This window comes from Leyella stercorea, from assembly GCF_021531655.1.
In genome coordinates, this window is record NZ_JADYUF010000048.1 from 1 (window position 1) to 25465 (window position 25465).

Here is a 25465-nt window from a genome sequence, read left to right on the forward strand (position 1 = left end):
TGCAGCCTATCTTTTGCAAAGATATAGTTTATCTGCTATATTTCCAAGGATTTTGCCATGAATTGAAGCCTTCGGCAACTCAACATTGCACAATTCTTAATCGCAGGCATAGCCGAGAACAACTCCTAACTCAAAATTCATAATTCACCATTGGTAATTTATGGAAATTCATGTTTACTTGAGCTTGGAACACGAATGACCACGAATTATACTTGTCTTTGACTCCTGGTTGTAAAGATCCAGTATCCTTTTAAAATCTTCACTGCTTGCCAAAGTTATATGTTTTACAGTGCAAAGGTATTCGATTTCATACTTATATCCACAGAAGTAATTGAGTGCTTATGTTTTATTTTGCACTTATCTCACTCTCTTTATTATTATTGTTCGTCATATTTAATCTCAGACAACTCATTTGCTAAATCTGTCATTTCTTGCGTCCAGCATTTGAGAGATTTCATATTACTTTCTAGTTTTGTATAATACGAATCATTAAGTATGGCTGTTGCCACTACAGAAGAATACTCTTTTTCTTTTTTTCCTAAAGACAATAAGCTACACACATTGTTCCGAAGCCTCCCCAAGCCTTGAAGTGTTTGCTGTCTCTGACCATTTATAAACTCTTCTGAAGTTTCATAAAGGTTTTCTATTTTTTGCGTAACTTCTGCCATCAATTTATATCTTGGCATACAATGTCGCTCTTGATCATTGAGATTTAAAGCCGTTATTGTCATTTTACCCAAGTCATCTTTCCCTCTAAATCTCACACACTTATATAATACCATATGATCCTGAGGGATATCGATTGAAGGATTTATTATTGGTTCTACTATGGTATCATGGGTTCCTTTTGTTGTATTGCATTTTTTACAACTTGGCAGAAGATTTTCCCAATTTACAACTTCTTCAGGATAAGAACTTTTATCATGGAAATGCTCTATTTCCATGTATTTACTTTCTTCATTCAGCAAACATTCACAATAGCAACACTTGTTATATGACATCGACATCAAAGCATCATGAATATATTTTTCTTTCCAAACTGTTTGTGAATGATCGTTCTTATATAATTTCGTTTTTTGTTTAACGACATCATCAGTGAGTTCTTCGGGCTTTCTTGTTCTTTCTATATGAATCATTATCAACCTCCTATCAACTGTATTTCCAACACCTTACGTAATACATTGTCAGGATGCAACATACGATTTAATTTTTCATATATAGAACGAGCTGTATCCATATTATCATCTTGCAAAGCAGAATTAAACTTTTCTAAATATTCTTTGTATAATGCAGAACGTGTATCTTTCATTCCCATTACATCCTGTAATATTTCTTCTATCGTCCATCCCTTACATCCATACATTGTGTTTACTATTGGATTTATTTTTACATTACCTTCCGAATCAGCGACCAATGGTATAACCTCGTTTGGTTCGGCCACCTGAATGACATGTGGACTGTGGGTAGATGTAAATATCTGTGCTTTGGGGAATAATCTATTCAAAGCCTCGTAAATTCTCGCTTGCAATTCTGGATGCAAGTGAACGTCCATTTCGTCAATTATCAAAACCCCGTCAAAGTCAGAAACTTTTATATGAGGTTTTTTATAACGATACTCAATATCTTTTATCAAACCTAACAATACGATAGCAAAAGAGATATAGCCAGCAGATAATTGTTCAAAAACGATTTCGCCTTTGGGTGTGTTAATTATAATATCATTAGTCTCATGATCAATTCTTTTAAAGTCAAAACCTTGTGCCATATATGAAAAAACACCTTTTGCAGCATTTAGATTGTACAACTGTTCTTCTGATAGTTCCCTTTCGTGCTTGGACCACAAGAAACGATTGAGAAACCATTTCTTTATATCAGAATAGTTTGTACCAGACTTTAACTGATTGGAATACTCATAGTCATTATAATTAGGGTCTTTAGATATCGAATCTAAATTAATATAGTTCATTGAACGATTTATTTTATAAAATAAAACGTAGTGAGCATAATTATTTAAATCCCAACAACCTTTGTTGTTTTTCACATTAGGGCGTACTGAATCTATTTCAACTTTTTTCGAATATTGAGTAGCATTGTCCCCTTCTTTAATTATAATAGTCCAATCTCCAGAATTTAAAAGTGAGTTCTTTCGTAAAGAAAATTCGTTGCCACAAAAAGATTCTGCTAGGCATTCCAAAATTGTCGTCTTACCAATACCATTAGAACCACAAATAATATTGAAATGTTGGTTAAAATCCAAATGAAGATTGAAAATTGGACCTATACCATTTATATCTATAGAGTTTATTCTTAACATGTTTCTTGATATTTATACTATAAGTTTGTGCTCAATTTAGGGCAACAGCCCTTTGTATAGATACTTTTGAAGTACTTATATATTTAGATGTTTACAATTTCACTTGTTTATTAAGCATTTCATACATCTTCTTCGCTCGACAATTGTAAAACTTGCTTTCATTGAAAGTTCACTTATCGAAAATGATGACATATTATCTCTTACTTTACCTTCCATTCTGCTTTGCCTTATATTCTAACAAGTCAAGTAATCTCTAAATCAATGGAATTTAATTTTCTCTACTTTAAATTGAATATTGTCAGGGAATTTTCCTGAACTAATTTCATTATTCAACCACTGCATATCTCGGTCATCAGATATTCCTATTTTCTCTATATCATCCAACGTAAATTGTAAAATATAATTATTTCTTATGAGCTCTTTTTGACGTTCTTTGCGCAATGTCTCATCTAGAAATTCTTCTTCTGGTAAGAAATAAGCCTCACGATTTTGAACTAATGGAATATATCTCCATTCACGTTCCTTGAAAAATATTGTTTCAGACGACCAGTCATTACTGGTCCAATATCTCCCTTTATATTGTTTCATATATCCTAAAAATACATTAAGACCATTAAAGAAAGGTGTATTTAATTTGTTTTCTTCGTCAATATTATTTGCTTCATATTTTATAAGACAATCATTTATTATAGTTCTTATACATGCGGCTAAGGGAGATCTTTTATTATAATAACATACAGGATTAACACCATTCCTAATAGCCCAATCTTTTTTCATTCTTAAATATGCAGAAGATCTAAAACACGTCATATGATCATTTAATTCTTCATCTAGTAAATCTGCAAAGCAAACCATAGCAAAAGCAAAGTTCTTATTTATATTCAAATAATCAGCTTTTTCCAAACAATATGAAGGTTGGAAAGACATAGAACTTAATATGCCTTTCAATCCTACAGAGTTAGTACAATGATACAGATGTAAATCCATTTTATATAGTCTTTAAAATAATCGGCATAATATCGTTGATGACATATCAATCGTGAGATTACTGATAATTTATTATGAATACGTGATTATATAATTATCGCTTTTTTCTCTTTCCAAATAATTCAGAATGCGATCCAAGACGAACAAGTTTTATGATGTTTTCTTCTTTGTCGTACCAAATAAGAAGGTAATCATCCTCAACGTGACATTCCATATAGTCTTTCCACTCACCCTTTAATTGATGAGGCTTAAACTCAGACGGAAGATCTTCCCCTTTTGCAAGTTTTTCCACAATCGAGAATAGCAACTTAACCTTGTTTAGGTCTTTACTAAAACGCTTGTAGTCTTTCTTGAATTGGGAGGTCTTACGAATTTCCTTCATACTCAGTTCATTGAAGACATGAAACTTTCCAAGCTGTCCATACAAACAGTACCTGCATCGTTGCCTTCTTTAGCTTCCTTCATAGCAGCTATGGTTACTGCATTCGGCTGTTCTGAATCAACGTCATCATCGGATGCAGCGTTGTTAACATTCAGTATCTTAACTCCATGAATAGCCTTTAACACAGCTTTCAAGTGTGTTAGAATGGAAGGATTCTCTATTTCCAATGTCAATGTTGTCATATTCTAAGCTTTTATTATATGCAAAGATAGTGCAAATCGAATGCAGAATATCAAGCTTGCTTGAATATTATGCTGAGATGCAGCCTATCTTATGCAAAGATAAGCTATATCTTCCATTTTTACAAGGATTTTGACACGATTTTTCAAATGTTTGGGGTTTATTCCCCATACAGATTCTTCATAAACGCCATCATTCTCAGGTCTTTTGCAGAAGGTCCTTTCTTGCCTTGCAAAGCAATGTCGAGGTATACTTTATAGTCATCGGAGAGAGACTTGCGAAGTTCAGCTGGCATGAGCATATACCATTATCCTTTTTCTTCATCGCAATAGGTTACTACCATAAAATACTTTTGGAGAATATAAGGAATCTTGCGTTCCTTGCGGACAACGTAAGTACTGTCGTCACCTTTTAGAAACCACATGCATCACGAAATGGTTTAAGATCAAAGTACATCAATCGTGTATCCTCGTTCACATCCAAATCTGTAAAATAGCTGAAGCCGCATTTCTCGTAAAAACCTACCGCATCACGATGAGCATCTACCGTTAAGAAACGGCATCCTGTACGGTTGCCATTTGTAAACAGAACTTTTATATAATCAATTATGTCACGGGCAAGACCTTGACCTGAGCACATTCTTTGCGTTCCTAATCTACCAATTTTTACAGCTGGATAACTTTTCATGCGCTTATATATTTTGCCTTATCTCAGTTCAGAACAAGCATACAATCTTTTGTACACCGCTTGAGCACGCAACACATCCTCGCGCTCCACCTTTTTGGGGTTCGCTACGGCCTGTGCAAAGCGTTCAGCATCCTTTCCTGTCAATACGGGAGTTTCTTTTATCGGTTTTGCCATAATTTCAAATTCATTTAAGTTAAACATTGTTATTTGTTACTATACATCGCAAAATTACATCATCCCCCCGATATTTGCAAATATTTAGCCTTCTTTATTTCCTCTGTAAACCACCAATACAGCGTACCCTCTATTTTTCAAAGGGTTAATTGCATTAGTATTTTGAATAAAGTACATAATTCGATGTTTAAAATTCAGCAGCGAAGTTACTTCTTTCTGATTTAAGCCATAATTTGAGTGCTTACGGGTAAATCACGCAAGCGTTCTATCCTTTGCCAAACTTGATGTCAGAATTCATCTCAGCAATGCCGTAACAGTTCTTTAAATCCATATGAAGGTGTGTCATCATTCTTTCTTTTCTCTAACCATTCCCAACACAAACAGTACATGAAGTAACCGCCCTGCACAGCCATAACCAAAATATTGAGGATCAGCAATGCCATGACACATAAGATTACGAATGTTTAAACCTATTTGGTTAGTCAATACCAATCGTAAATAATAAGCGCCATCATCCGTCAAAGCATCTTTTACAGGCTGCATTCTCAACAAATCATCTAGAGTCTTTAATTGGAACCCATTCCCAGACTTTTGAGGTCTGAGAACGCTCATGCCAGACTTTTCTACAAGAGTACATATAGCATTTTCTAACTGCGGAACTATTAAATGAGCGAAGAGTATATACTTACCATCCATAAAGAACTGGAGAGCTTCACAAACCTCAAATCCGCAACCGCCCTCATAAGATGACACAGAGGTCAAAAAGGTAGCGCCCTCTTTTGCCGCAGTGACGCTACCTTTTTGACCTCTGTGTCATCTTATGAGGGCGGTTGCGGATTTGAGGTAGTAAAAACATCTTTAATCATGCGTAAAACGATTGAGACCCCACTCGTCTTTGGCTCCTGGTTGTAAAGTTCCAGTATACTTTTAAAATCTTCACTGTTTGCCATAATCTTTGTTTTATGTTTTGCAGTGCAAAGGTATTCGATTTCATACTTATATCTACAGAAACAATTGAGTGCTTACCAAAGCAAGTAGTCGTTATCTTGTTTACTATTAAACACGCTCTGAAACTCCTCAATAATATCAAAACGTCCATCCACATTATAAGCCATTTTTTGAAGTCAGAATATCAGGTTTTCATATGGTGCATTATATCAAAGCCGTTACCGATAATGTAGAGTTTCATATATCTATATGATTTTTGAATATCTATTCCCAAAAACTTTGATTTCATCCTTAAATTTGTATAGTTGCTCTATCACTGCATCTATACCATGGAAAGGCTTTTGAGTCCTAAGTTTCTGAATCTCTTTTGTTGTTAATAAATTGATAATTCGTACAAGTTGGTCAACTGTTTCACTATTTTCCACAGCATAATATATGGAATATTTTATTATCTTTATTATTTTTCCTTTGTATATAGCTATACACCTTTTTGAAAAAGTCTCCCCTTCTATATAATCCGTTGGTATATTTCCAAAACCTACAAAAGATTCAATACCACAAGACTTTGACAATCTTGCAAGGCTTTTAGTGCTGTTTTTATTTGAATTACAAGAGAAACAAAAGAAAATCTTCCCTCTAAAAGAGGATAGATTACCTGCATCAATGAAAACTTCTTTATCGTAAAAATCACTATTCTCTTGAGCTGCTATATTATTCATTGACATCTCTCCGAATCGACCACAAGCACCATGTAGCTGAGTCTCTCCTCCATGTCCCATAAATAGTACAAAATGACTATCAGAGGACTCTGCAATACATTTTTGATGATCATCATCAGAAAAATGAACTTTATAACAATGCCATGCATCTTTCAACATTCTTGTCTCAAATGTATGAATACGATTGAGGAACGATGTTGAATTACTTTTATCCAAAGGATATATAGCAAAGACTTTACTCATAATTCTTTATATCTGTTATATAAGCTACGATATGATCCGTTATACTTTGTTTTAGTTTAGCAGATTCAGGCCCTTTATGGAGAAGAAGTTCTCCAATTTCATTTATATTCAATTTTGTGTATCCTGGAATAGAACATCTGAAATTTTCAAGAGTCAATGATCGCAACGATTCGCTTAAATGGTCGTCTATTGATTTTTCAGGGTCATTTTTTATTAAATTCTTAAATTTATTTTCAAACTCACCCTCGCTTTTTAGGTAGCAAATTTCATTTTGTGCAAGCAATTTAAGCTTTGAAACTTGTTGATCAAAATCTGTAGCTCTTTTCAACATAATATTGTTTATCACATCATCAATCTGAGCAGAGTAAATAACAACATGATTCCTATAGTGAGGCAGGATATCATAAAGAATCTCTATTACATCAATACCTTTCAGATCTTCCTCTATAAGGTTATAGTCGGTAGCAAATACATCCAAGTGTGACAATAAGGGGACATTTCGAAGGTTATCCTTTAATCTGTCCTTGTTAAATATCGAGTCTCCATTTTCTTGTCTTTCTGTAAATTGAGTTGGATCTATCTCTTGATATATTAGATCAATTCCATCATTCTTAAGACTTTCTTTTATTCGCTCAAGGCGATCTTTTTGAGATTGTTCGTCAACAAGAAGTAAATGTCTTTGTTCCATTATTTAAATATTAATTTAAAGTGCATACCTTTTTCGTTTATTGGTGCTTCAATCATTATTGAAGCACGCATAGATTTCAAAGTTTCTTTTATTAAATACATTCCGAAACCAGTTCCATCAGTTTTTCCCGACTTCGCAAAATCAAATATTTGATTAGGATTATGAGAAAAAATTTCCGTTAAACCATCTCCGTCATCATATATATCAAGAACCAAATCATTGCCCTGTCTACTACATTCAAACCAAATATTTTTTGCATGCCAATCCTCAGAATTTTTGACAAAGTTATCAATGAGCAATGCCAAATCCAGTTTACTGCCAAAGATAGCAAACAAGTCAACAGTTGACTTAAAATGCCACTTAACAAAACTCTTAAGTTCTTCTGCCAAATATCCTTTGATAAACAAAGGTAGGTTTATTTTTTGACTGTCCGCTTTTGCCAAATCACAATTAAGAATGAGATCCGTAGCCACTAATGTTTTTTGAGAAAGTTTCTTGATTTTAGAAAGCGACTCAAGCATTGGATATTTAATGTTTTCTGGAAACGCCGCCTTTTTTAATAGCCTTATGACATCATCTACTTCATCTTTTATTCTACCATTGTTGTTTTTCACATGATGAATCAGGGCATCAGTATCAGGATTAGAAGCTTTCTTGTAGAACTCTACTTTCAAACTTTCCAAATGTTTTTCTTTCTCAGCCTGCTTACGTTTCCCTTCTTCCTCTTTAGCTTTTTTTTCTGCATAAAGACGAGCATTTTCAGCTTTTAGTTTCTCGTTTTCTGCCAGTATTTTCGCTTGCTCCGCATTTCTTCTACGTTCTTCTTCTTCACGAGCTTTTACTTCTGCTGCACGACGTTCAATCTCAGCTTTAAGCACTTTTTCTTCTGCTTCACGTTGTAGACGCTCTGCTTCCGCAGCCTTTTGTTCTGCCTTTTCTTTCTGGCGGGCCAACTCTTCTATACGTTTTTGGGCTTCTTCTATTTTACTGGTGAGTTCAACATTTCCTGTACGTTTTGCTATTATCTCCAAATCGGAAATAAACTGTGGTTTAATATCCTCTGGCACAATATCAGATGATACAAAATTTGCAAGATCTGTATTGTAGTACAATACTTTTATGTTGCTATCAGACGTAAGAACTTTTATCAGACGGACAAAGTCTATCTTGCTTCCTAAACTTGCCCCTAATACATATGATGGATCTTCAGAGTCTTTATCAATTCTCTGCAATTCGGTTCTGGCTTCACGTCCTACAATTTCATCTTTATAATACTCGTTCTTTAAGAAGTTTTCACCCCATAATATACCTGCCACATAACGTTCCAATCTCTTATGGCATTTCCAATAGAGCGAAATAACCTGACGAGCCATTGGAGTATCCAACAACCCACTATCACGACTTGTTGCCTCTCTTAGTTCGCTTATATCTTCTACAAAAATATCAACACGTCCCAATAGATCACGACTACCAATAAATCTAGCACGACCCTGCTGAGCTCTAAAATCTATACCCCAACTATCATCACCAGTTTCTCCAAATGGCATTATCCTGAATCCATTTCTAAAGAGGAATATCGAACCATAATTCTTGGAGTCAACCCCCATTATTCTATGAAAATTATATTTCGCAGCCCGATTTAAGAATGAAATAGAAACTGATCCATCTTTGATTAAAGGACATTCATCATTAACTTCCTTGATTCTATATATATCCACCCCTCGGTCAGACAATGTAGTATAGATATAACCATCCTTAATACAGACATCAATTTGAGTTGTTTTCAACTTAATGATATCAGTAAGACTGTTTTTAAGTGGTCCATTTACAATATCCCGATCATAGCCCGTTCCTTCGCTAATCAACCGTTTGTCACTATCTATTTCTCTATCACAAACAATTTCTATCATAAAATCGTTTGTTTCTGAAAACGGATTGATTAGTTTCTGTAAAGAGCGCTTTAATTCCAAAATATGCTTTCTTGTCCATGGGGTCTCTTCGTTATGTAAATCAGTGATCTCTATGATTGTACCATGAGACTTCCTGTTAGGAAATACATATGAATTATTTACAGTACGATGTACAACATCAATGCTGGCAAATTCAATCTTTTGATCCACTTCAAATTTAGACCAGTCGACAGAAATCTGCTCTGCATAATTAGCAGTCTCAGTTTTGGTAGTAATAGTAAGTAAACTACCTAAACGATCACATGAGAAGCGGCCAATACCTTTTGCACCGGCATAATATCTTTTGATTTTATCTCGATACGACTTCTGTTTATCATCTTCATAATCTTCAGAACCATCTTTCTTCGCAGAAAATCCAAGAAACAACCACTTGTCTTTCAAATCTGCAAACGACATACCCTTACCATTGTCTGCAATGGTAATTTTATCATTTGCAAAGGTTATTACAACATGATCTGCATAAGCATCGTATGAGTTCTTAACCAACTCAAAAATTGCAATGTTATCACTTGTAATCAAATCCTTGCCTACAAGATCTTTTAAGGCTGAACTTATTTTAAATTGTAATTTATCATCCATTGTTACAACATTTCTTTAAGCACCAAACCTGCTTGTTGAGCAAAAAGTGGAGGAATGGCATTTCCTACTTGACTATACCTTGGTACCTCTTTCTTACGCATTTGCCCACCTGTAGTATATTTACTTTTAAACTCAAACCAATCTGGAAAAGACTGAATTCTAGCACATTCACGAACTGTCATTATACGAGGCTCTTGATAATGCAGATAGTCATCCGGCATATTCGTTATAGTAGGAGCAATAGATTGAGCATCAAGAATTGTTAATCCTCTCTGATGGATACCCCATTTCTCACGTTCTGTTCCACTAATGCGCTTATTACGTACTGGATATTCAATAAGTAAACGTTCAAAACATTTTATCTTTTCCTCACAGTGATGAGCAAAACTATGACTCTGAGGAATAATATTATCTATATTATGACGCATTAAAACCTGATATCCGTTTGATGTCTTAGCATAAAGACCTGAATGAAATCCTTTACGATCAGGAGTTTCCACTTCTCCATTACTACGAAGAAGGTCTGAAATAGCATCAGCTATTGTTGGATGTTCAGGAATCTTGTATCTTTTAAAAAATCTTTCTCTATTAGCCTTTAATTTCTTTTCGAAATTTTCAGCTTCACCAGACTTGCCATTCAATACTCCTACAAGTATAAATCGCTTACGACGCTGCGGAACTCCATAGTCAGAAAAATCAATAACCAGAGGACACACATCATATCCTAACTCTTTTAGTTTCTTTATAACAAGAGTTGAATAAGGCAAGGCATTTGGATTCTTTCTTTTATCAAAAGCGTATGTAAAGCCTTTAACATTCTCAAATAAAAGCATCTTTGGCATTACCATAGAAATGAAATCAATATAAGCAAACACAAGCTGGTTTCTGATATCATTTTCTATTCTGCGTCCTGCCATGGAAAATCCCTGACAAGGAGGTCCTCCTGCCACCAAATCAATGGTTCCACGCAGACCTTTTAGTTGTTCTGCATATATTTCATTTACTTCAAGAATATCAAGCGGTTTTTGAGGAAGCCACTTAGGCCATTTAAAATGATGCTTTTTCTCTATTAAATTATGACAAAGTGTAGCATATGCACATGGATTCTTTTCTATTGCAAACACTCCGTTCCACCCAGCCTGATAAAGACCGAGGGACAGACCTCCGCAACCTGCAAAAAGATCTATAACCGTATATGCTCCATTCTTTCTTGCCATATTTATGCATAAGTTAATCGTTTTTTTTGATATCATTGTAGTTTTGTCGTTAAAAAGGTATAATCTTAGTATTCACAATCTATTTTGTTAGTACTCAATTTAGAGCATAGCCCTTTGTATAGGCACTTTTGCAAGTACCGATATATTGAGATGTTAAAAATTTCACTTGTTTATTAAGTATTCCATACTTTTTCTCGCCATGGCAAAGTTCAAGCAAGCTTGCTTTGCTCATGACTTATCGAAAAAGCTTCATACTTTTTCTCGCCATGGCAAAGTTCAAGCAAGCTTGCTTTGCTCATGACTTATCGGAAAAGTTCCAAATCTTCACTGCTGTACATAATTCAATGTTTTAATTCAGCAGCGAAATTAATTCTTTCAAATTTAGGCCCTGATTTGAGGGCTTACGAGAATCCTGCTCCCACGAGTACAGACACTGCACTCGCTGCATAATCCTCCTTCAACTTCTTAAGACATTCCAATGAACTCTTCATGGGTTTCAAATGTTTGGCTTTACCTGATTTTCTTTTCGAAGATGCTCAAATATCAGATCTACAGCATCTTTCAATGTCTTTATCGCACTGGGCATGTGTATGTTGTCCTCGCTGAAAGATGCTTTAACATCACCAAAGCCAAGCTCTGAGAAATGTTCATATTGCGAGAAGTATTTGTAGTAATGATATAGCCGTTTGGCTTTCTCTGAATACTCAGGAATCGTTATCAGATGGTCGTGCATCTGCTTCAGGTTTGGGTAGCTGCCTTCTAAAAGTGCCCCTTCTCTGCGGAATTCTGATTCCTTCATAGGCTTGACACGAAAGTCTTGACCTTTAACCTCAACATCGAAGTACTGAAGGAAGTTGTCTTCCAAACCAAGTTCATAAAAATGTTCGACTAAGTCATCGTCAAAGTCTGGAGAGACACTGTGTACTTTATCTTTATAAACCTCCAACCGCTCCAATAGTGATTTTGCATACTGTAGGTTGGTAACCTCCAAATGAGATACTGCGCTTTCCTCACTTTGTGTATCGAAATATAATGCCGTCAAAGCATCAATCATTGCACCTCGGAGACAAAGCCCCAAAGGCAGTTTGAATATCAAATTGCCTTTTGTCCTCATAGCTTGTAAGAGAATGGCTATGGCTCCCATAAGATTGCCACACACCCTTACAAGGAGAATAAACAGGATGATACCTTTCTTTGAGCGGAACGCCTTTGCATTCTCACCCATCGCTTCTACCAGATGGCGGTGAAGTTGATAGGTATCTCTGCCAAGTTCTCGAAACATCAAGGCATTGGATTCTCTTTGCTCGTCGGTAATCATATTATACGCTTCTGTTCATGTACGAGAAAAGTACCATCCCCCTATAATCCTCTATGTCTATCTATTTTAAGAGTAGTACTATGAACTAAATTCTTGTATTCGTCCATATCAGACTATGTTAATAGTATCGGAGTCCCTTTGACAACCTGGCTCTTTAACAACTTGATGAATCTTCTATGGACTGAATGAATCAGTATTAATCCCATTAATAGAGACTATTTTAGATAATTCCTTCGCAGAATTTAACGCCCTAATTCTGAAGCACCATAAGTTTATCTGCATGAACTAAAGCCTCACGGTTAATCCTCATATATTCTTGGATTGTAGGTAGGCGATGTTCTTGCTCATATATCTTTCCACATTCCTTTCCAAGAAAATCTGCAATTATTTCTTCTCGAATATATGTGAACTGTTCCTCTGTTACTGTCATGTTCTGCTCATTGAATTCTTTTACGTAAGTATAGAATCTTTTGAGGTCTTGTTCATCTGACAGGAACTTACTGAGTTCTTCGGAAAGATAACTATTGGACTTGTCAAACTTCTCATAAAGCTTTTTTGCAGCTACTTTGAATAAATCCCATATAACTCCGTCAATTACTTTTTGACCAAGCCATAGAAGAATTGCAGATGTATCTGGTAAACAAGCATGGGAATAGGAATTATGCTTCTGCTCTGCCTCTATTCGATAATTGTAACCATAACGTACTGCATACTTAACAGTATCAGAATATTCTACATTAAATATCTTCTCTATTTTATCAATATCTTCCATTGAGATTTTCTCATGCAGTTACGTGTATTTATTAATTATTCCGTTGTTCAACAACATCCCAGTTGACAATCTGCCACATTGCGGCAAGATGGTCAGAACGACGGTTCTGGTAGCCGAGGTAATAGGCATGTTCCCATATATCGAAAGTCAGCAGCGGGCGCAAGCCTTTGGTGATTGGGTTGTTGGCATTGGTTTCTTGGGTGATGACGAGTTGGCCATCGCCATCTGCTGAGAGCCACGCCCAGCCAGAGCCAAAGAGGGTCGTGCCCTCCTGGACGAACTCCTTCTGGAAGACTTCAAACGGCAGTCTTCTGCGAGAAGCCATGATACTTGGCTACGTCCTCACCACAGCTGCACCCATACATACACAGGTTACTTCCCATGCAATATCTTACTGATCGACTTTTTTGCGTCTGCTGTTCCAACCACGAGCGCACCTTCTGCATTGGCTTCGCCAAGGTGACTGCCGGCAACATCAAACACCTCATAGTGAATCTTATTCTCGCGGTGGTAAAAATCAAAATACCAGTAGTTGCCGTCTTCAATACGTTGATATATCCGCTGTTTTCCCCACTTCATCGTGGTGGGCCGGTAGTCTTGATTGCCTATCAGCGAGAAGTGCCCATCGAGTAACGCCGACATCCACTCTATGCACTCCTCTGCTGAGAAGAACAGGGGAATATTCTTCAGTTCAGGACGACCATCATCATAAGTTCTGTCCTTGATGATTGTCACCTGCTTATAGTCGGTTGGAATCCCTGGCGACAACGATAACACACATGGTGCTCCTGGCGACTCGAATGCGCTCTTTACCACAAGCGCTACATCTTGGTGGGCCATGCATTCTATGGTATCCCAACGGATGTAGTTGTAATTGCCTTCAAGGATAGCATTCTTCTGAACATCGGTGCTGTTGGAACTGACAAAATTGCGCAATATCACGGATGCTTTGCTCAAATAGGCTGCTTTATCCACAACGCCACCCACATCTGTTTTGAAGCGATTGACATTATTCTTATCGAAGAAAATGCGCAAATTGATACGGTTCTGACGTGCGTATTTCTTCACGCTCATCAGAGGAGCTACTAAATCGCGAAGACCCTCTTCCGTAAGGGGTAAACCTATCACCTCGTCTCCCGTCGGAAACAGTATAAATAGTGATGCATCCATCATTTCAGAATCCCAATAAGTAAGTCATGTCTGCATCCTGACGAGTGAAGAAACCTTCGGGCTGGTGGTCTATCTTGCCATCGCCCACTATCTTCACCTCTTCCGCCACTGATTGCAGCCCATCAGCGGCTTTCTTCATATAATAGAGCTTCACGTTGTTACGGTCTATTCCTATGCCTTCCTCTTCAAAACGCTTAGAAGCCATGAGAATGCCATTGAGTACATGATTGCTGTGGGTCTCTACAATAACCTGGATGCCCGCCTCGGCTGCTCGCGCGATCATCATGCCAAGTTCCGACTGCGCTGCTTCGTGAAGATGGGCTTCGGGGTTCTCTATCAGCAACAGACTGTCTCTCTCTGACGCAAGCAGTGCCACGACTATCGGCAATGCGTAACTCAATCCAAAGCCAACATTTATCGCGCTGTAGGCAGCTGTTGTATCGCCGCCTATCTCATAGGCATATTTCAACGAATAAGACTTGTCTCCTTTCTCTGGGGTAACAACGACATCGGGGCTGATAACTCTTTCCCATGACGATACCTGAGCGAGCAGTTCTGCGGATTCGCCTGCACGATGCACCAGTCCTGGCAACACGCTAAGTTTCTTCACCACGCCATAATGATACAGGAAATGGGCCGTCAGTTCGCACTTACCATATTTCTGCGACAGTTGCCTCCGGCTTTCCACCATATTCGTGTTTAGGGGGTAGGACTCTGAAGGCTCCTGACGAGCCGCACTGATATACTGAAAATTGTTCGTAAATAACGAACTCTCCTGCAACATTTTCGGATCAGGTCCCTGCAATAGAGAAAAGAAGTCTTTACCCATAACGGCATCCGAAGCATCCCATTGCCATGTAGAAAGCCCGTGGCCGCCATCGATGCCAAAAGACATATAATCCTCGTCTGCCATCTGACACAGCGCATCACGACAGAGACCGATAGAAAGCAGGTCACCATTCAGGGCGAGTCCCTCGTTCAAGACACTCTGCTGATAACTTTGGCGCAACAAAAGCAGCGACTGGATAACAGAGGACTTGCCACTACTGTTCAGCCCGGTCAGCACCGTCAGGTTGCCCAATTCAAGACGCAAATGCTTATGAATCTTGTAATTGTCTATGTGAAGTAATCTTAGCATATTTTTTACATTTATTTTTCTTTCAAAACAGTGTCTATCAACTCCCTTATCTTGCGGTGTCGATAGTTCACGCTTTCTTTCTGACCTGTACCGGATGACAGAGCATAGTAGAACTTGTCATCGTTGTTAAGCTCTACGAAAAGTCTCTGCACAATGCTCTTTTTAGCCACTAACTGCTGACGTTCATTGTCCGTACACTTTGCCAGCCAAACGCTCAGCGTCTCGAATAGTGCCTTGTTGATGGGTTTGCGACGGTCAGATATATTGCGACGTTTACGGAATGCATCATTGTTGAAGATGCTCCAGGCTGCCTTCATCGCCTTGTCGAACTGTGTACTCATATCTTCGCGCTCCGCCTCCGTCAGTTTTTTTATTTTTGCCATGCCACGGGTCATAAATCCGTCCATGTCGGGCTCATACGTCTTATAGTCTTGCAGATAGAAAGCCACGAACCTTGTCACAAAATCGCGGTCTTCCATGCGGTCGGTCTTTATGATACCGCAGGTAGCCTTCTTGAACGACTGCTTAGCGGCCAAATTGGCCACCATCTCCGCAGACACGCCCTGATTCATCGCATGACGTATTTCCTGTGGAGTCAGTATCAGACCGCCCGTGTTGATACGTTTGAAGATATTGAATTTTACCTCATCGGGCGTTCCCTTCTCTATCACGTACATGGTTATAGGGGTCTGGGTGATTCTGCGCTGCATCAGACGAGGAAGCTCGTCGAAGGTCATTCCGTCATATTGCTGCGTGAGAAACTCCAGATGGTGCAGTCGCATCGTCTTCTCCACAATGAAGTGCTTGAACACGCTGCATCGTTGCAATCCGTCTATCACGTTCCACACCTCAGCATCCTCATCAGTCTCTGTCTCGTCGAAATAGAAAGCGGGCAGTGGCAACTTGAGCAGCAGCGACTCTATCAGGCGACTCTGCTTCTCTTCATCCCACAGGTCTGATTTGCGTTGGAAGGGGGTATCGAAGCGAATCTCCCCGTGTTCCATCTTATCCACCAGCTCACTGATGGTAAACGGATCACGACGAATCTTTATCATATTAGGATTAAATGGCATTGTGATTGCCACGTTGCCCTCATTCTCTTTTTCTATCTGATTTTCTTCTATCGAATAATCAATTTTGTCCATTGTCATCTGTGCTTATGAAATCCAACACCCAGTCGAGTAAGTGGAGGGAATTTCACCCTCCCTTCTCTCGAAACCATGCTTGACAGTCTCCCATCACACGGCTCTTCGTACTTAACTCTTTTGTTTATTAGTTTATATTCTTTATTAACCTAGACGTGGATAGGGTACAAATCCCTTCACCCAGTGTGAAAACTCATTTCTGTTGTGTGCCGCATACTCCACAAGACAGTCATACGCTCTGCCAAACTTCATCTAGTAGTTCATCCATCCACTAATCTGCGTATCAACTTCATTGCTTATGTCTAGCAGACATTTGGCCTATGCGGTCTGGGGAATAATTTTGTCTTCTATATAGATGAACGACTGAGGAACCTTGAAATTGGGTATCAAAGACTCGGGATTGATAGCTTCCTTATATTCCTTGCACTCCTTTATCTTCAATGCTACTGCCTTCTCCCTTCCCTTGTAGTACTTATCAAAGAACTTCCGGGTAACACCGGAATGGCGTCTGGTTTCTTTCCAGATGTTATCTGGGGTATCCCAAAGGATTTCGTCTATCTTAAATTCACCGACTATCTTGCTGATGGGACGGCTGGCGTAAATATATACGGTATCCACCTTTTGCTTGAAGAGAATTTTGCGGTATTCATATTGCTTCTCGCCCGAAAAGATCTTCTCTACAAACTCTGGTTTAATCGACAATATAACGTTCATTAATTTCTCCTAATTCTAATAATTTGTCAAACTGGACATCGGTTAATCTGAAGAAGCCCCAATATCTGGGGTTCAGACCGACTCGCTCTTTCATTACCTTGTTGATTACCTTTTTGGTAAATGCTATATTGTACACCATCTTGATAACGGTAAAATAGTCCTTATTCTTGTACCAACCTCTTAATTCTTCCTCGCCAAAAACAGAATAGCGATTGGTATATTTTACGAAAGCATCCTCATCTGCAAAATCTGTGATGGTCTTAACCTCACAAACAGTGCAAACAGAGGTACAGACACTACGGTAAGCAGCAGATCCCTTGTAATCGTTGGTGCGATAAATAACAAGTTTATCTCCTTTCTTCAACTCCTTAACTCCCCGCATCCAGCATATATAGATCTTGTAGATACTGTTGGTCTCCGAAACATCCTGTATGAGGTCATACTTCTGTTCAGTTCTCAATATGGAGTCTGGGAATAGTTTGGTATGATATTCTGGATTAATAGAGAGTACATACTTTTTGGAATCTGCCTTCCGGACAAACGGATAGTCAAGCATCAGGTCGTTGACTTGTGTTCTCATGTCCTTGACCAATACATATTCGCTACTACCATCTTTGTGTTTCTTGTCAGCTATATGAGAGAAACCAAATTTCTCGAACATCGTTACCAGCTTCCGCAATTCCTCTTTGGGGAACATGGTGACATAGATTTCATCAACATCCTCAGCAATCGCCTTATCCATGATTTTCTTCATGAATCGCTCACCGCGCGTGGTATGTCGGTCTTCATTGTCCACCTTGAATGTACCTACCTTCAGGCGTTTCTTGGCTGGAAGTACTGGAGTCAAGTCTGAAAGTTCCTCTTCCTCTATCTTCAAATAAAGAAAGTCTTTCAACTCGTTATCTACATAATAGCAATAAGCTGTGGCCCCTGTTGTAGCCTTCTTATTATACCATTCATCAAACTCAGGATAGCTGGCTCTCAATGAATCGAAAAAGGAATCATTGAGATCTATATCTGAAAATCGTTTCACCTGTAAGTCCATAGGTCTTCGTCTTAGATTATTTCTTAATTTTTTTATCTCGTCTACCGGTTTCTCCTGTAACCATCTATTATTTCCATACATCAGCTGAACCGCCTTTATTTAAAGGCGATTCAGAAGATGTTAAAAATAAGAAATGATTGAATTTAACATTTATTTTTGTATAAAGCAAGGCAAAATTGTATCTATAGGCATCATATGTACCATTATTTCAAAAGGGGTATTCACACTATCTTACCAGATTGTTTCATAGCAACCTTAAACTTACGTGCTACGTCATTAGCAAATAGTTCTACAGTCTCCTTCGCTACCTCTTTCTCTCTTTCAGTAAGAGATGCGGCATCGACATTCTGTTTGGCACACTCCACCGCAGATTCCTTCGTTTCATCAAAAGTTGACTCACTAATAACATACGGAGGAGTAAACAATTCCTTCAAGAATTCGGCTATCGCCAAATTAGCACGTTGCTGTGCTATTTGCTGTTTTGTATTCATTTGTATAAATCTATGTTGATGTCGAAAGGACTATCAAAGACCTTCAACATTTCATGTTTTGTATCCTTGACGGAAAGATTAGCATGTAAGCACTCAATTGCTTCCAACCCCTTATAAACAGAGGCTGGAGAGCCATTGTTTTTTTTGTTTTAACTTTTGTTTATTTGAATTTACCATGCAACAGCACTGGTGAGAAGCCTTTCGTAGTCCTTCTCACCCTCTATAAGTCTGCTGAATACATAAGCGAAATGCCATAATCGTATTTTTATGTTTTGCAGTGCTAAGGTTACTTGGTTCATGCAAAATACCTCGGAAACAATTGAGTGCTTATTCTTGGAACACGAATTGTCATAAATTATCCATGAATTTTGCCATGAATTATTCTTTGAACATTAATGACCGTTAATTGAACATTAATTATCCGTTAGTTATACTTTTGCCTCGCTCAACTATATGGCAAACTTTAGGTGTTTTTTACAGTTGCCCATGCAGGGCGCATTGTGTGTTTTTTCCTTTTACCCAGGGCGATGCCCTGGGCTATGGAGGAGTTGCCCCACTGGGGCGCGCTGTTTACTGATAAAGTCTATATTAATCACTCCAAATATCGGATGAACCAAATTTAATTTTGAATTTACTTTATTCTTTATCTAAAATATCCATATACTCCTCTGCTGTATAAACAGGCAAAGTTGAGAGTTCAAAGTCTTTTTTGTTTCTTGATATATTAGTGTCAACAAATATTTTCATACTCCATATTTGTTATGTGCAACTACTGCTTTTGTATCTTCATTGACAGGTACTGGAGTCGTAAAATCATCAGCAACGAAAGAGTCCATATAATCCATGGCTTTCTTAAAGGCTTCAGTTTGTGTAAAACTTACATCAACTGCATTTTTATTCCGAGATTGAACCTTGGCAGCTAAACTTGCGACATAATTATTCACAAGTTCCTTCAAGCTAACATGATTTTGTTTGGCAAACATCTCGCCTCCTTGGTATACCTTTGGGTCGTCTATAATAATAGTGTTCATTTTATTTTCCTCCTTACATTTAAATTATGGTGCAAACCGAGAGCAGAACATCAAACTTGTTTGAATGTTTTGACGAGGTGCAGCCTATCTTTTGCAAAGATATAGTTTATCTGCTATATTTCCAAGGATTTTGCCATGAATTGAAGCCTTCGGCAACTCAACATTGCACAATTCTTAATCGCAGGCATAGCCGAGAACAACTCCTAACTCAAAATTCATAATTCACCATTGGTAATTTATGGAAATTCATGTTTACTTGAGCTTGGAACACGAATGACCACGAATTATACTTGTCTTTGACTCCTGGTTGTAAAGATCCAGTATCCTTTTAAAATCTTCACTGCTTGCCAAAGTTATATGTTTTACAGTGCAAAGGTATTCGATTTCATACTTATATCCACAGAAGTAATTGAGTGCTTATGTTTTATTTTGCACTTATCTCACTCTCTTTATTATTATTGTTCGTCATATTTAATCTCAGACAACTCATTTGCTAAATCTGTCATTTCTTGCGTCCAGCATTTGAGAGATTTCATATTACTTTCTAGTTTTGTATAATACGAATCATTAAGTATGGCTGTTGCCACTACAGAAGAATACTCTTTTTCTTTTTTTCCTAAAGACAATAAGCTACACACATTGTTCCGAAGCCTCCCCAAGCCTTGAAGTGTTTGCTGTCTCTGACCATTTATAAACTCTTCTGAAGTTTCATAAAGGTTTTCTATTTTTTGCGTAACTTCTGCCATCAATTTATATCTTGGCATACAATGTCGCTCTTGATCATTGAGATTTAAAGCCGTTATTGTCATTTTACCCAAGTCATCTTTCCCTCTAAATCTCACACACTTATATAATACCATATGATCCTGAGGGATATCGATTGAAGGATTTATTATTGGTTCTACTATGGTATCATGGGTTCCTTTTGTTGTATTGCATTTTTTACAACTTGGCAGAAGATTTTCCCAATTTACAACTTCTTCAGGATAAGAACTTTTATCATGGAAATGCTCTATTTCCATGTATTTACTTTCTTCATTCAGCAAACATTCACAATAGCAACACTTGTTATATGACATCGACATCAAAGCATCATGAATATATTTTTCTTTCCAAACTGTTTGTGAATGATCGTTCTTATATAATTTCGTTTTTTGTTTAACGACATCATCAGTGAGTTCTTCGGGCTTTCTTGTTCTTTCTATATGAATCATTATCAACCTCCTATCAACTGTATTTCCAACACCTTACGTAATACATTGTCAGGATGCAACATACGATTTAATTTTTCATATATAGAACGAGCTGTATCCATATTATCATCTTGCAAAGCAGAATTAAACTTTTCTAAATATTCTTTGTATAATGCAGAACGTGTATCTTTCATTCCCATTACATCCTGTAATATTTCTTCTATCGTCCATCCCTTACATCCATACATTGTGTTTACTATTGGATTTATTTTTACATTACCTTCCGAATCAGCGACCAATGGTATAACCTCGTTTGGTTCGGCCACCTGAATGACATGTGGACTGTGGGTAGATGTAAATATCTGTGCTTTGGGGAATAATCTATTCAAAGCCTCGTAAATTCTCGCTTGCAATTCTGGATGCAAGTGAACGTCCATTTCGTCAATTATCAAAACCCCGTCAAAGTCAGAAACTTTTATATGAGGTTTTTTATAACGATACTCAATATCTTTTATCAAACCTAACAATACGATAGCAAAAGAGATATAGCCAGCAGATAATTGTTCAAAAACGATTTCGCCTTTGGGTGTGTTAATTATAATATCATTAGTCTCATGATCAATTCTTTTAAAGTCAAAACCTTGTGCCATATATGAAAAAACACCTTTTGCAGCATTTAGATTGTACAACTGTTCTTCTGATAGTTCCCTTTCGTGCTTGGACCACAAGAAACGATTGAGAAACCATTTCTTTATATCAGAATAGTTTGTACCAGACTTTAACTGATTGGAATACTCATAGTCATTATAATTAGGGTCTTTAGATATCGAATCTAAATTAATATAGTTCATTGAACGATTTATTTTATAAAATAAAACGTAGTGAGCATAATTATTTAAATCCCAACAACCTTTGTTGTTTTTCACATTAGGGCGTACTGAATCTATTTCAACTTTTTTCGAATATTGAGTAGCATTGTCCCCTTCTTTAATTATAATAGTCCAATCTCCAGAATTTAAAAGTGAGTTCTTTCGTAAAGAAAATTCGTTGCCACAAAAAGATTCTGCTAGGCATTCCAAAATTGTCGTCTTACCAATACCATTAGAACCACAAATAATATTGAAATGTTGGTTAAAATCCAAATGAAGATTGAAAATTGGACCTATACCATTTATATCTATAGAGTTTATTCTTAACATGTTTCTTGATATTTATACTATAAGTTTGTGCTCAATTTAGGGCAACAGCCCTTTGTATAGATACTTTTGAAGTACTTATATATTTAGATGTTTACAATTTCACTTGTTTATTAAGCATTTCATACATCTTCTTCGCTCGACAATTGTAAAACTTGCTTTCATTGAAAGTTCACTTATCGAAAATGATGACATATTATCTCTTACTTTACCTTCCATTCTGCTTTGCCTTATATTCTAACAAGTCAAGTAATCTCTAAATCAATGGAATTTAATTTTCTCTACTTTAAATTGAATATTGTCAGGGAATTTTCCTGAACTAATTTCATTATTCAACCACTGCATATCTCGGTCATCAGATATTCCTATTTTCTCTATATCATCCAACGTAAATTGTAAAATATAATTATTTCTTATGAGCTCTTTTTGACGTTCTTTGCGCAATGTCTCATCTAGAAATTCTTCTTCTGGTAAGAAATAAGCCTCACGATTTTGAACTAATGGAATATATCTCCATTCACGTTCCTTGAAAAATATTGTTTCAGACGACCAGTCATTACTGGTCCAATATCTCCCTTTATATTGTTTCATATATCCTAAAAATACATTAAGACCATTAAAGAAAGGTGTATTTAATTTGTTTTCTTCGTCAATATTATTTGCTTCATATTTTATAAGACAATCATTTATTATAGTTCTTATACATGCGGCTAAGGGAGATCTTTTATTATAATAACATACAGGATTAACACCATTCCTAATAGCCCAATCTTTTTTCATTCTTAAATATGCAGAAGATCTAAAACACGTCATATGATCATTTAATTCTTCATCTAGTAAATCTGCAAAGCAAACCATAGCAAAAGCAAAGTTCTTATTTATATTCAAATAATCAGCTTTTTCCAAACAATATGAAGGTTGGAAAGACATAGAACTTAATATGCCTTTCAATCCTACAGAGTTAGTACAATGATACAGATGTAAATCCATTTTATATAGTCTTTAAAATAATCGGCATAATATCGTTGATGACATATCAATCGTGAGATTACTGATAATTTATTATGAATACGTGATTATATAATTATCGCTTTTTTCTCTTTCCAAATAATTCAGAATGCGATCCAAGACGAACAAGTTTTATGATGTTTTCTTCTTTGTCGTACCAAATAAGAAGGTAATCATCCTCAACGTGACATTCCATATAGTCTTTCCACTCACCCTTTAATTGATGAGGCTTAAACTCAGACGGAAGATCTTCCCCTTTTGCAAGTTTTTCCACAATCGAGAATAGCAACTTAACCTTGTTTAGGTCTTTACTAAAACGCTTGTAGTCTTTCTTGAATTGGGAGGTCTTACGAATTTCCTTCATACTCAGTTCATTGAAGACATGAAACTTTCCAAGCTGTCCATACAAACAGTACCTGCATCGTTGCCTTCTTTAGCTTCCTTCATAGCAGCTATGGTTACTGCATTCGGCTGTTCTGAATCAACGTCATCATCGGATGCAGCGTTGTTAACATTCAGTATCTTAACTCCATGAATAGCCTTTAACACAGCTTTCAGGTGTGTTAGAATGGAAGGATTCTCTATTTCTAATGTCAATGTTGTCATATTCTAAGCGTTTTCTTTTATTATATGCAAAGATAGTGCAAATCGAATGCAGAATATCAAGCTTGCTTGAATATTATGCTGAGATGCAGCCTATCTTTTGCAAAGATATAGTTTATCTGCTATATTTCCAAGGATTTTGCCATGAATTGAAGCCTTCGGCAATGTTGAATTTTGAATGTTAAGTGTTGAATTGTCGGCTTTGCCGATGATATAAGATGCTATTAATCAACTATCACTCGTATACCACAACCTAAGACTTTCTCATATCTTATACGTCTTGCCGGTTCAGCGGATTGCGCCACAATATTGCGACCTGTTAATCCGTATTGTTGTTGTACAAGTGTACGGAGTTTATGGATGTTGGGATTGCCGGGAACTTCAAGTATATTGCCGGAATCCGTTATCAGTTTACCGGGCTTTATGCCAAAATACCTGTTGCGATTGGGAACGGTCAATATGCTACGGCGTTTGGGATTGAAAATGAACTCTTTTCTGGCCTGCAGATCTATTAGCATGACTGACTTGATGATTTCTTCACGGCTGCCGTTAACTACATAACGGATGCTCTTGTTGAGCTTGCGTTGTGTATTCAACTTGGCCTCTACCAATGTTATCGCCCCACTTTTGGCCAACGATTCTATAATGGGCATGGTTACCTCTCGATATCTTGAAGAAATCTCGATAGTTACCCTTTGCTTATCTCCACCATTTCCTCCATTCCATTCGTTTCTTAGTTTTCTGGCATATTCTTCTCTCTCTTCTTCCACTTCTGGACTTTCGAGCATAAGGTTGATATGATAACGAGCCGAATGAGGGTTGCCATCTTTGACATTGGGACATAATGCGAGGAGGAAGGTGATGAATGTCTTCTCCTTCTGGGCTGTCACCTTGTCTACCAGACACTTGACATACATGTCTTTCACTACTTTATAGGCAATGTCCCTGTAATCATTGCAGGTTTGCAATATCGAGGCGTATGCCTTGGTTTTAGCTATATCGTCGCCAAGATAACATGCCAGACGGATGATTTCTAAAGGCTCTTCAGGGTGTCTTAATTGCAGGTTTTCAATGTGTGGTTCTATAGGCATATTTGAAATGTTTTGAATTAATTTGAATTATTTTGAGCGGATTTTGAACTGATTCTTTCCATCTCTAACTTTGCCAGTGAAATCAAGAAGGCATCAATAGCCGTACTGATTCAAAACCTTCGTATTAACTTTCTAAAATTCAAGACAATGAAAAGAAACCGTAATCCAACTAACAAGTCTGTAATGAAGCGTTATGATACGCTTGATTCTTCGATCGGTTCTCGATTGCTTCTCGATCGCTCTTCGATCGGTTCTCGTTCGGTTCTCGTTCGTTCTTCGATCGGTTCTCGTTCATCCTTCGTTCATCCTTCGTTCATCCTTCGTTCGAGCTTCGTTCGGGAATCGAAGAACAATCGAAGATGGATCGAAGAAGTATCGGAGGTACATCTGAGGCAAAACGGA

Annotated in this window: 30 protein-coding genes and 1 pseudogene; 2 read left to right on the forward strand and 29 right to left on the reverse strand. The window is 37.3% G+C overall.

Annotated features, from left to right (window positions below; translation table 11 throughout):
- Positions 1-377: 377 nt before the first annotated feature.
- The 18 genes and pseudogenes from I6E49_RS11895 to I6E49_RS11975 all read right to left on the reverse strand — a co-directional run bounded on the left by I6E49_RS11895 (position 378) and on the right by I6E49_RS11975 (position 15099).
- Positions 378-1136: a hypothetical protein gene (locus I6E49_RS11895; protein WP_235402519.1), complete on the reverse strand. Its 759-nt coding sequence runs from the start codon at positions 1134-1136 to the stop codon at positions 378-380.
- Between the two features lie 2 nt (positions 1137-1138).
- Positions 1139-2314: an AAA family ATPase gene (locus I6E49_RS11900; RefSeq protein ID WP_235402521.1), complete on the reverse strand. Its 1176-nt coding sequence runs from the start codon at positions 2312-2314 to the stop codon at positions 1139-1141.
- A 258-nt stretch (positions 2315-2572) separates the two neighbouring features.
- Positions 2573-3301, reverse strand: a complete 729-nt coding sequence (locus tag I6E49_RS11905; protein WP_235402523.1) for an abortive infection system antitoxin AbiGi family protein — start codon at positions 3299-3301, stop codon at positions 2573-2575.
- A gap of 94 nt (positions 3302-3395) precedes the next feature.
- The gene (locus I6E49_RS11910) at positions 3396-3683 is read right to left on the reverse strand and encodes a type II toxin-antitoxin system YafQ family toxin (protein ID WP_235402525.1); all 288 of its coding nucleotides are present in this window, start codon (positions 3681-3683) and stop codon (positions 3396-3398) included.
- A gap of 2 nt (positions 3684-3685) precedes the next feature.
- Complete coding sequence (locus I6E49_RS11915) at positions 3686-3877, reverse strand: hypothetical protein (RefSeq protein ID WP_235402527.1); 192 nt, start codon at positions 3875-3877, stop codon at positions 3686-3688.
- Between the two features lie 206 nt (positions 3878-4083).
- Positions 4084-4218, reverse strand: coding sequence for a hypothetical protein (locus tag I6E49_RS14485; protein ID WP_262911553.1), 135 nt, complete (start codon positions 4216-4218; stop codon positions 4084-4086).
- 116 nt (positions 4219-4334) lie between these two features.
- Positions 4335-4610 carry a GNAT family N-acetyltransferase gene (locus I6E49_RS11920; RefSeq protein WP_235402529.1) on the reverse strand — a complete coding sequence of 92 codons (276 nt, stop codon included), beginning with the start codon at positions 4608-4610 and terminating at the stop codon, positions 4335-4337.
- 18 nt (positions 4611-4628) lie between these two features.
- A complete protein-coding gene (locus I6E49_RS11925; protein ID WP_235402531.1) occupies positions 4629-4811 on the reverse strand; it encodes a hypothetical protein in 183 nt (60 codons plus the stop codon).
- A 318-nt stretch (positions 4812-5129) separates the two neighbouring features.
- Entirely contained in the window at positions 5130-5480 is a 351-nt protein-coding gene (locus I6E49_RS11930) for a DUF4209 domain-containing protein (RefSeq protein ID WP_235402532.1), read from the reverse strand.
- A gap of 497 nt (positions 5481-5977) precedes the next feature.
- Complete coding sequence (locus tag I6E49_RS11935) at positions 5978-6694, reverse strand: hypothetical protein (protein WP_235402533.1); 717 nt, start codon at positions 6692-6694, stop codon at positions 5978-5980.
- The gene (locus I6E49_RS11940) at positions 6687-7382 is read right to left on the reverse strand and encodes a hypothetical protein (protein WP_235402534.1); all 696 of its coding nucleotides are present in this window, start codon (positions 7380-7382) and stop codon (positions 6687-6689) included. Before I6E49_RS11940 ends, I6E49_RS11935 begins: the two co-directional genes overlap by 8 nt.
- Positions 7382-9931 (reverse strand): ATP-binding protein, encoded by a 2550-nt coding sequence (locus I6E49_RS11945; protein ID WP_235402535.1) that lies wholly within the window; start codon positions 9929-9931, stop codon positions 7382-7384. Before I6E49_RS11945 ends, I6E49_RS11940 begins: the two co-directional genes overlap by 1 nt.
- 2 nt (positions 9932-9933) lie before the next feature.
- The gene (locus I6E49_RS11950) at positions 9934-11148 is read right to left on the reverse strand and encodes a DNA cytosine methyltransferase (protein ID WP_235402536.1); all 1215 of its coding nucleotides are present in this window, start codon (positions 11146-11148) and stop codon (positions 9934-9936) included.
- Between the two features lie 496 nt (positions 11149-11644).
- The gene (locus tag I6E49_RS11955) at positions 11645-12466 is read right to left on the reverse strand and encodes a hypothetical protein (RefSeq protein WP_235402537.1); all 822 of its coding nucleotides are present in this window, start codon (positions 12464-12466) and stop codon (positions 11645-11647) included.
- A 250-nt stretch (positions 12467-12716) separates the two neighbouring features.
- Positions 12717-13238 (reverse strand): hypothetical protein, encoded by a 522-nt coding sequence (locus I6E49_RS11960; RefSeq protein WP_235402539.1) that lies wholly within the window; start codon positions 13236-13238, stop codon positions 12717-12719.
- Positions 13239-13269: 31 nt separating this feature from the next.
- Positions 13270-13539 (reverse strand): annotated as a pseudogene (locus I6E49_RS11965) (superoxide dismutase); the annotation flags it as partial.
- 71 nt (positions 13540-13610) lie between these two features.
- Positions 13611-14366: a hypothetical protein gene (locus I6E49_RS11970; protein ID WP_235402541.1), complete on the reverse strand. Its 756-nt coding sequence runs from the start codon at positions 14364-14366 to the stop codon at positions 13611-13613.
- 46 nt (positions 14367-14412) lie between these two features.
- Positions 14413-15099: an AAA family ATPase gene (locus tag I6E49_RS11975; RefSeq protein ID WP_235402542.1), complete on the reverse strand. Its 687-nt coding sequence runs from the start codon at positions 15097-15099 to the stop codon at positions 14413-14415.
- A 159-nt stretch (positions 15100-15258) separates the two neighbouring features.
- On the opposite strand from I6E49_RS11975, the gene I6E49_RS11980 reads away from it, so the two are divergent.
- On the forward strand, positions 15259-15537 hold the full coding sequence (locus tag I6E49_RS11980) for a hypothetical protein (RefSeq protein WP_235402543.1): 279 nt from the start codon (positions 15259-15261) through the stop codon (positions 15535-15537).
- A 20-nt stretch (positions 15538-15557) separates the two neighbouring features.
- Here I6E49_RS11980 and I6E49_RS11985 read toward each other — a convergent pair whose 3' ends face one another.
- The 11 genes from I6E49_RS11985 to I6E49_RS12035 form a co-directional block, all read right to left on the reverse strand.
- Positions 15558-16691 (reverse strand): DUF262 domain-containing protein, encoded by a 1134-nt coding sequence (locus I6E49_RS11985; protein WP_235402544.1) that lies wholly within the window; start codon positions 16689-16691, stop codon positions 15558-15560.
- Between the two features lie 318 nt (positions 16692-17009).
- On the reverse strand, positions 17010-17405 hold the full coding sequence (locus tag I6E49_RS11990) for an ASCH domain-containing protein (protein WP_235402545.1): 396 nt from the start codon (positions 17403-17405) through the stop codon (positions 17010-17012).
- Positions 17383-18450, reverse strand: a complete 1068-nt coding sequence (locus I6E49_RS11995) for an N-acetyltransferase (RefSeq protein WP_235402546.1) — start codon at positions 18448-18450, stop codon at positions 17383-17385. Before I6E49_RS11995 ends, I6E49_RS11990 begins: the two co-directional genes overlap by 23 nt.
- 221 nt (positions 18451-18671) lie before the next feature.
- On the reverse strand, positions 18672-18941 hold the full coding sequence (locus I6E49_RS12000; protein ID WP_217746480.1) for a hypothetical protein: 270 nt from the start codon (positions 18939-18941) through the stop codon (positions 18672-18674).
- A gap of 743 nt (positions 18942-19684) precedes the next feature.
- Positions 19685-19972: a hypothetical protein gene (locus tag I6E49_RS12005; protein WP_235402548.1), complete on the reverse strand. Its 288-nt coding sequence runs from the start codon at positions 19970-19972 to the stop codon at positions 19685-19687.
- A 455-nt stretch (positions 19973-20427) separates the two neighbouring features.
- Positions 20428-21186: a hypothetical protein gene (locus I6E49_RS12010; protein WP_235402519.1), complete on the reverse strand. Its 759-nt coding sequence runs from the start codon at positions 21184-21186 to the stop codon at positions 20428-20430.
- 2 nt (positions 21187-21188) lie between these two features.
- The gene (locus I6E49_RS12015) at positions 21189-22364 is read right to left on the reverse strand and encodes an AAA family ATPase (RefSeq protein WP_235402521.1); all 1176 of its coding nucleotides are present in this window, start codon (positions 22362-22364) and stop codon (positions 21189-21191) included.
- A gap of 258 nt (positions 22365-22622) precedes the next feature.
- On the reverse strand, positions 22623-23351 hold the full coding sequence (locus I6E49_RS12020; protein ID WP_235402523.1) for an abortive infection system antitoxin AbiGi family protein: 729 nt from the start codon (positions 23349-23351) through the stop codon (positions 22623-22625).
- A gap of 94 nt (positions 23352-23445) precedes the next feature.
- The gene (locus tag I6E49_RS12025; protein ID WP_235402525.1) at positions 23446-23733 is read right to left on the reverse strand and encodes a type II toxin-antitoxin system YafQ family toxin; all 288 of its coding nucleotides are present in this window, start codon (positions 23731-23733) and stop codon (positions 23446-23448) included.
- Positions 23734-23735: 2 nt separating this feature from the next.
- Entirely contained in the window at positions 23736-23975 is a 240-nt protein-coding gene (locus I6E49_RS12030) for a hypothetical protein (protein ID WP_235402550.1), read from the reverse strand.
- 221 nt (positions 23976-24196) lie between these two features.
- A complete protein-coding gene (locus I6E49_RS12035; RefSeq protein WP_235402552.1) occupies positions 24197-25063 on the reverse strand; it encodes a hypothetical protein in 867 nt (288 codons plus the stop codon).
- A 147-nt stretch (positions 25064-25210) separates the two neighbouring features.
- Between I6E49_RS12035 and I6E49_RS12040 the strand changes: the two genes are divergently transcribed.
- On the forward strand, positions 25211-25465 hold a 255-nt coding region (locus I6E49_RS12040), incomplete at its 3' end, for a hypothetical protein (protein WP_235402554.1).

Coding starts and splice junctions, on each gene's coding strand:
- I6E49_RS14485 (WP_262911553.1), bottom strand. CDS start 4,218: ATGCCAGCTGAACTTCGCAAGTCTCTCTCCGATGACTATAAAGTATAC.
- I6E49_RS12020 (WP_235402523.1), bottom strand. CDS start 23,351: ATGGATTTACATCTGTATCATTGTACTAACTCTGTAGGATTGAAAGGC.
- I6E49_RS12035 (WP_235402552.1), bottom strand. CDS start 25,063: ATGCCTATAGAACCACACATTGAAAACCTGCAATTAAGACACCCTGAA.
- I6E49_RS11995 (WP_235402546.1), bottom strand. CDS start 18,450: ATGGACTTACAGGTGAAACGATTTTCAGATATAGATCTCAATGATTCC.
- I6E49_RS11990 (WP_235402545.1), bottom strand. CDS start 17,405: ATGAACGTTATATTGTCGATTAAACCAGAGTTTGTAGAGAAGATCTTT.
- I6E49_RS11935 (WP_235402533.1), bottom strand. CDS start 6,694: ATGAGTAAAGTCTTTGCTATATATCCTTTGGATAAAAGTAATTCAACA.
- I6E49_RS11900 (WP_235402521.1), bottom strand. CDS start 2,314: ATGTTAAGAATAAACTCTATAGATATAAATGGTATAGGTCCAATTTTC.
- I6E49_RS12015 (WP_235402521.1), bottom strand. CDS start 22,364: ATGTTAAGAATAAACTCTATAGATATAAATGGTATAGGTCCAATTTTC.
- I6E49_RS11905 (WP_235402523.1), bottom strand. CDS start 3,301: ATGGATTTACATCTGTATCATTGTACTAACTCTGTAGGATTGAAAGGC.
- I6E49_RS12005 (WP_235402548.1), bottom strand. CDS start 19,972: ATGAACACTATTATTATAGACGACCCAAAGGTATACCAAGGAGGCGAG.
- I6E49_RS12025 (WP_235402525.1), bottom strand. CDS start 23,733: ATGAAGGAAATTCGTAAGACCTCCCAATTCAAGAAAGACTACAAGCGT.
- I6E49_RS11930 (WP_235402532.1), bottom strand. CDS start 5,480: ATGGATGGTAAGTATATACTCTTCGCTCATTTAATAGTTCCGCAGTTA.
- I6E49_RS11940 (WP_235402534.1), bottom strand. CDS start 7,382: ATGGAACAAAGACATTTACTTCTTGTTGACGAACAATCTCAAAAAGAT.
- I6E49_RS11925 (WP_235402531.1), bottom strand. CDS start 4,811: ATGTTTAACTTAAATGAATTTGAAATTATGGCAAAACCGATAAAAGAA.
- I6E49_RS11945 (WP_235402535.1), bottom strand. CDS start 9,931: ATGGATGATAAATTACAATTTAAAATAAGTTCAGCCTTAAAAGATCTT.
- I6E49_RS11955 (WP_235402537.1), bottom strand. CDS start 12,466: ATGATTACCGACGAGCAAAGAGAATCCAATGCCTTGATGTTTCGAGAA.
- I6E49_RS11975 (WP_235402542.1), bottom strand. CDS start 15,099: ATGGTGGAAAGCCGGAGGCAACTGTCGCAGAAATATGGTAAGTGCGAA.
- I6E49_RS11960 (WP_235402539.1), bottom strand. CDS start 13,238: ATGGAAGATATTGATAAAATAGAGAAGATATTTAATGTAGAATATTCT.
- I6E49_RS11950 (WP_235402536.1), bottom strand. CDS start 11,148: ATGGCAAGAAAGAATGGAGCATATACGGTTATAGATCTTTTTGCAGGT.
- I6E49_RS11910 (WP_235402525.1), bottom strand. CDS start 3,683: ATGAAGGAAATTCGTAAGACCTCCCAATTCAAGAAAGACTACAAGCGT.
- I6E49_RS12000 (WP_217746480.1), bottom strand. CDS start 18,941: ATGAATACAAAACAGCAAATAGCACAGCAACGTGCTAATTTGGCGATA.
- I6E49_RS11920 (WP_235402529.1), bottom strand. CDS start 4,610: ATGAAAAGTTATCCAGCTGTAAAAATTGGTAGATTAGGAACGCAAAGA.
- I6E49_RS12030 (WP_235402550.1), bottom strand. CDS start 23,975: ATGACAACATTGACATTAGAAATAGAGAATCCTTCCATTCTAACACAC.
- I6E49_RS11985 (WP_235402544.1), bottom strand. CDS start 16,691: ATGGACAAAATTGATTATTCGATAGAAGAAAATCAGATAGAAAAAGAG.
- I6E49_RS12010 (WP_235402519.1), bottom strand. CDS start 21,186: ATGATTCATATAGAAAGAACAAGAAAGCCCGAAGAACTCACTGATGAT.
- I6E49_RS11895 (WP_235402519.1), bottom strand. CDS start 1,136: ATGATTCATATAGAAAGAACAAGAAAGCCCGAAGAACTCACTGATGAT.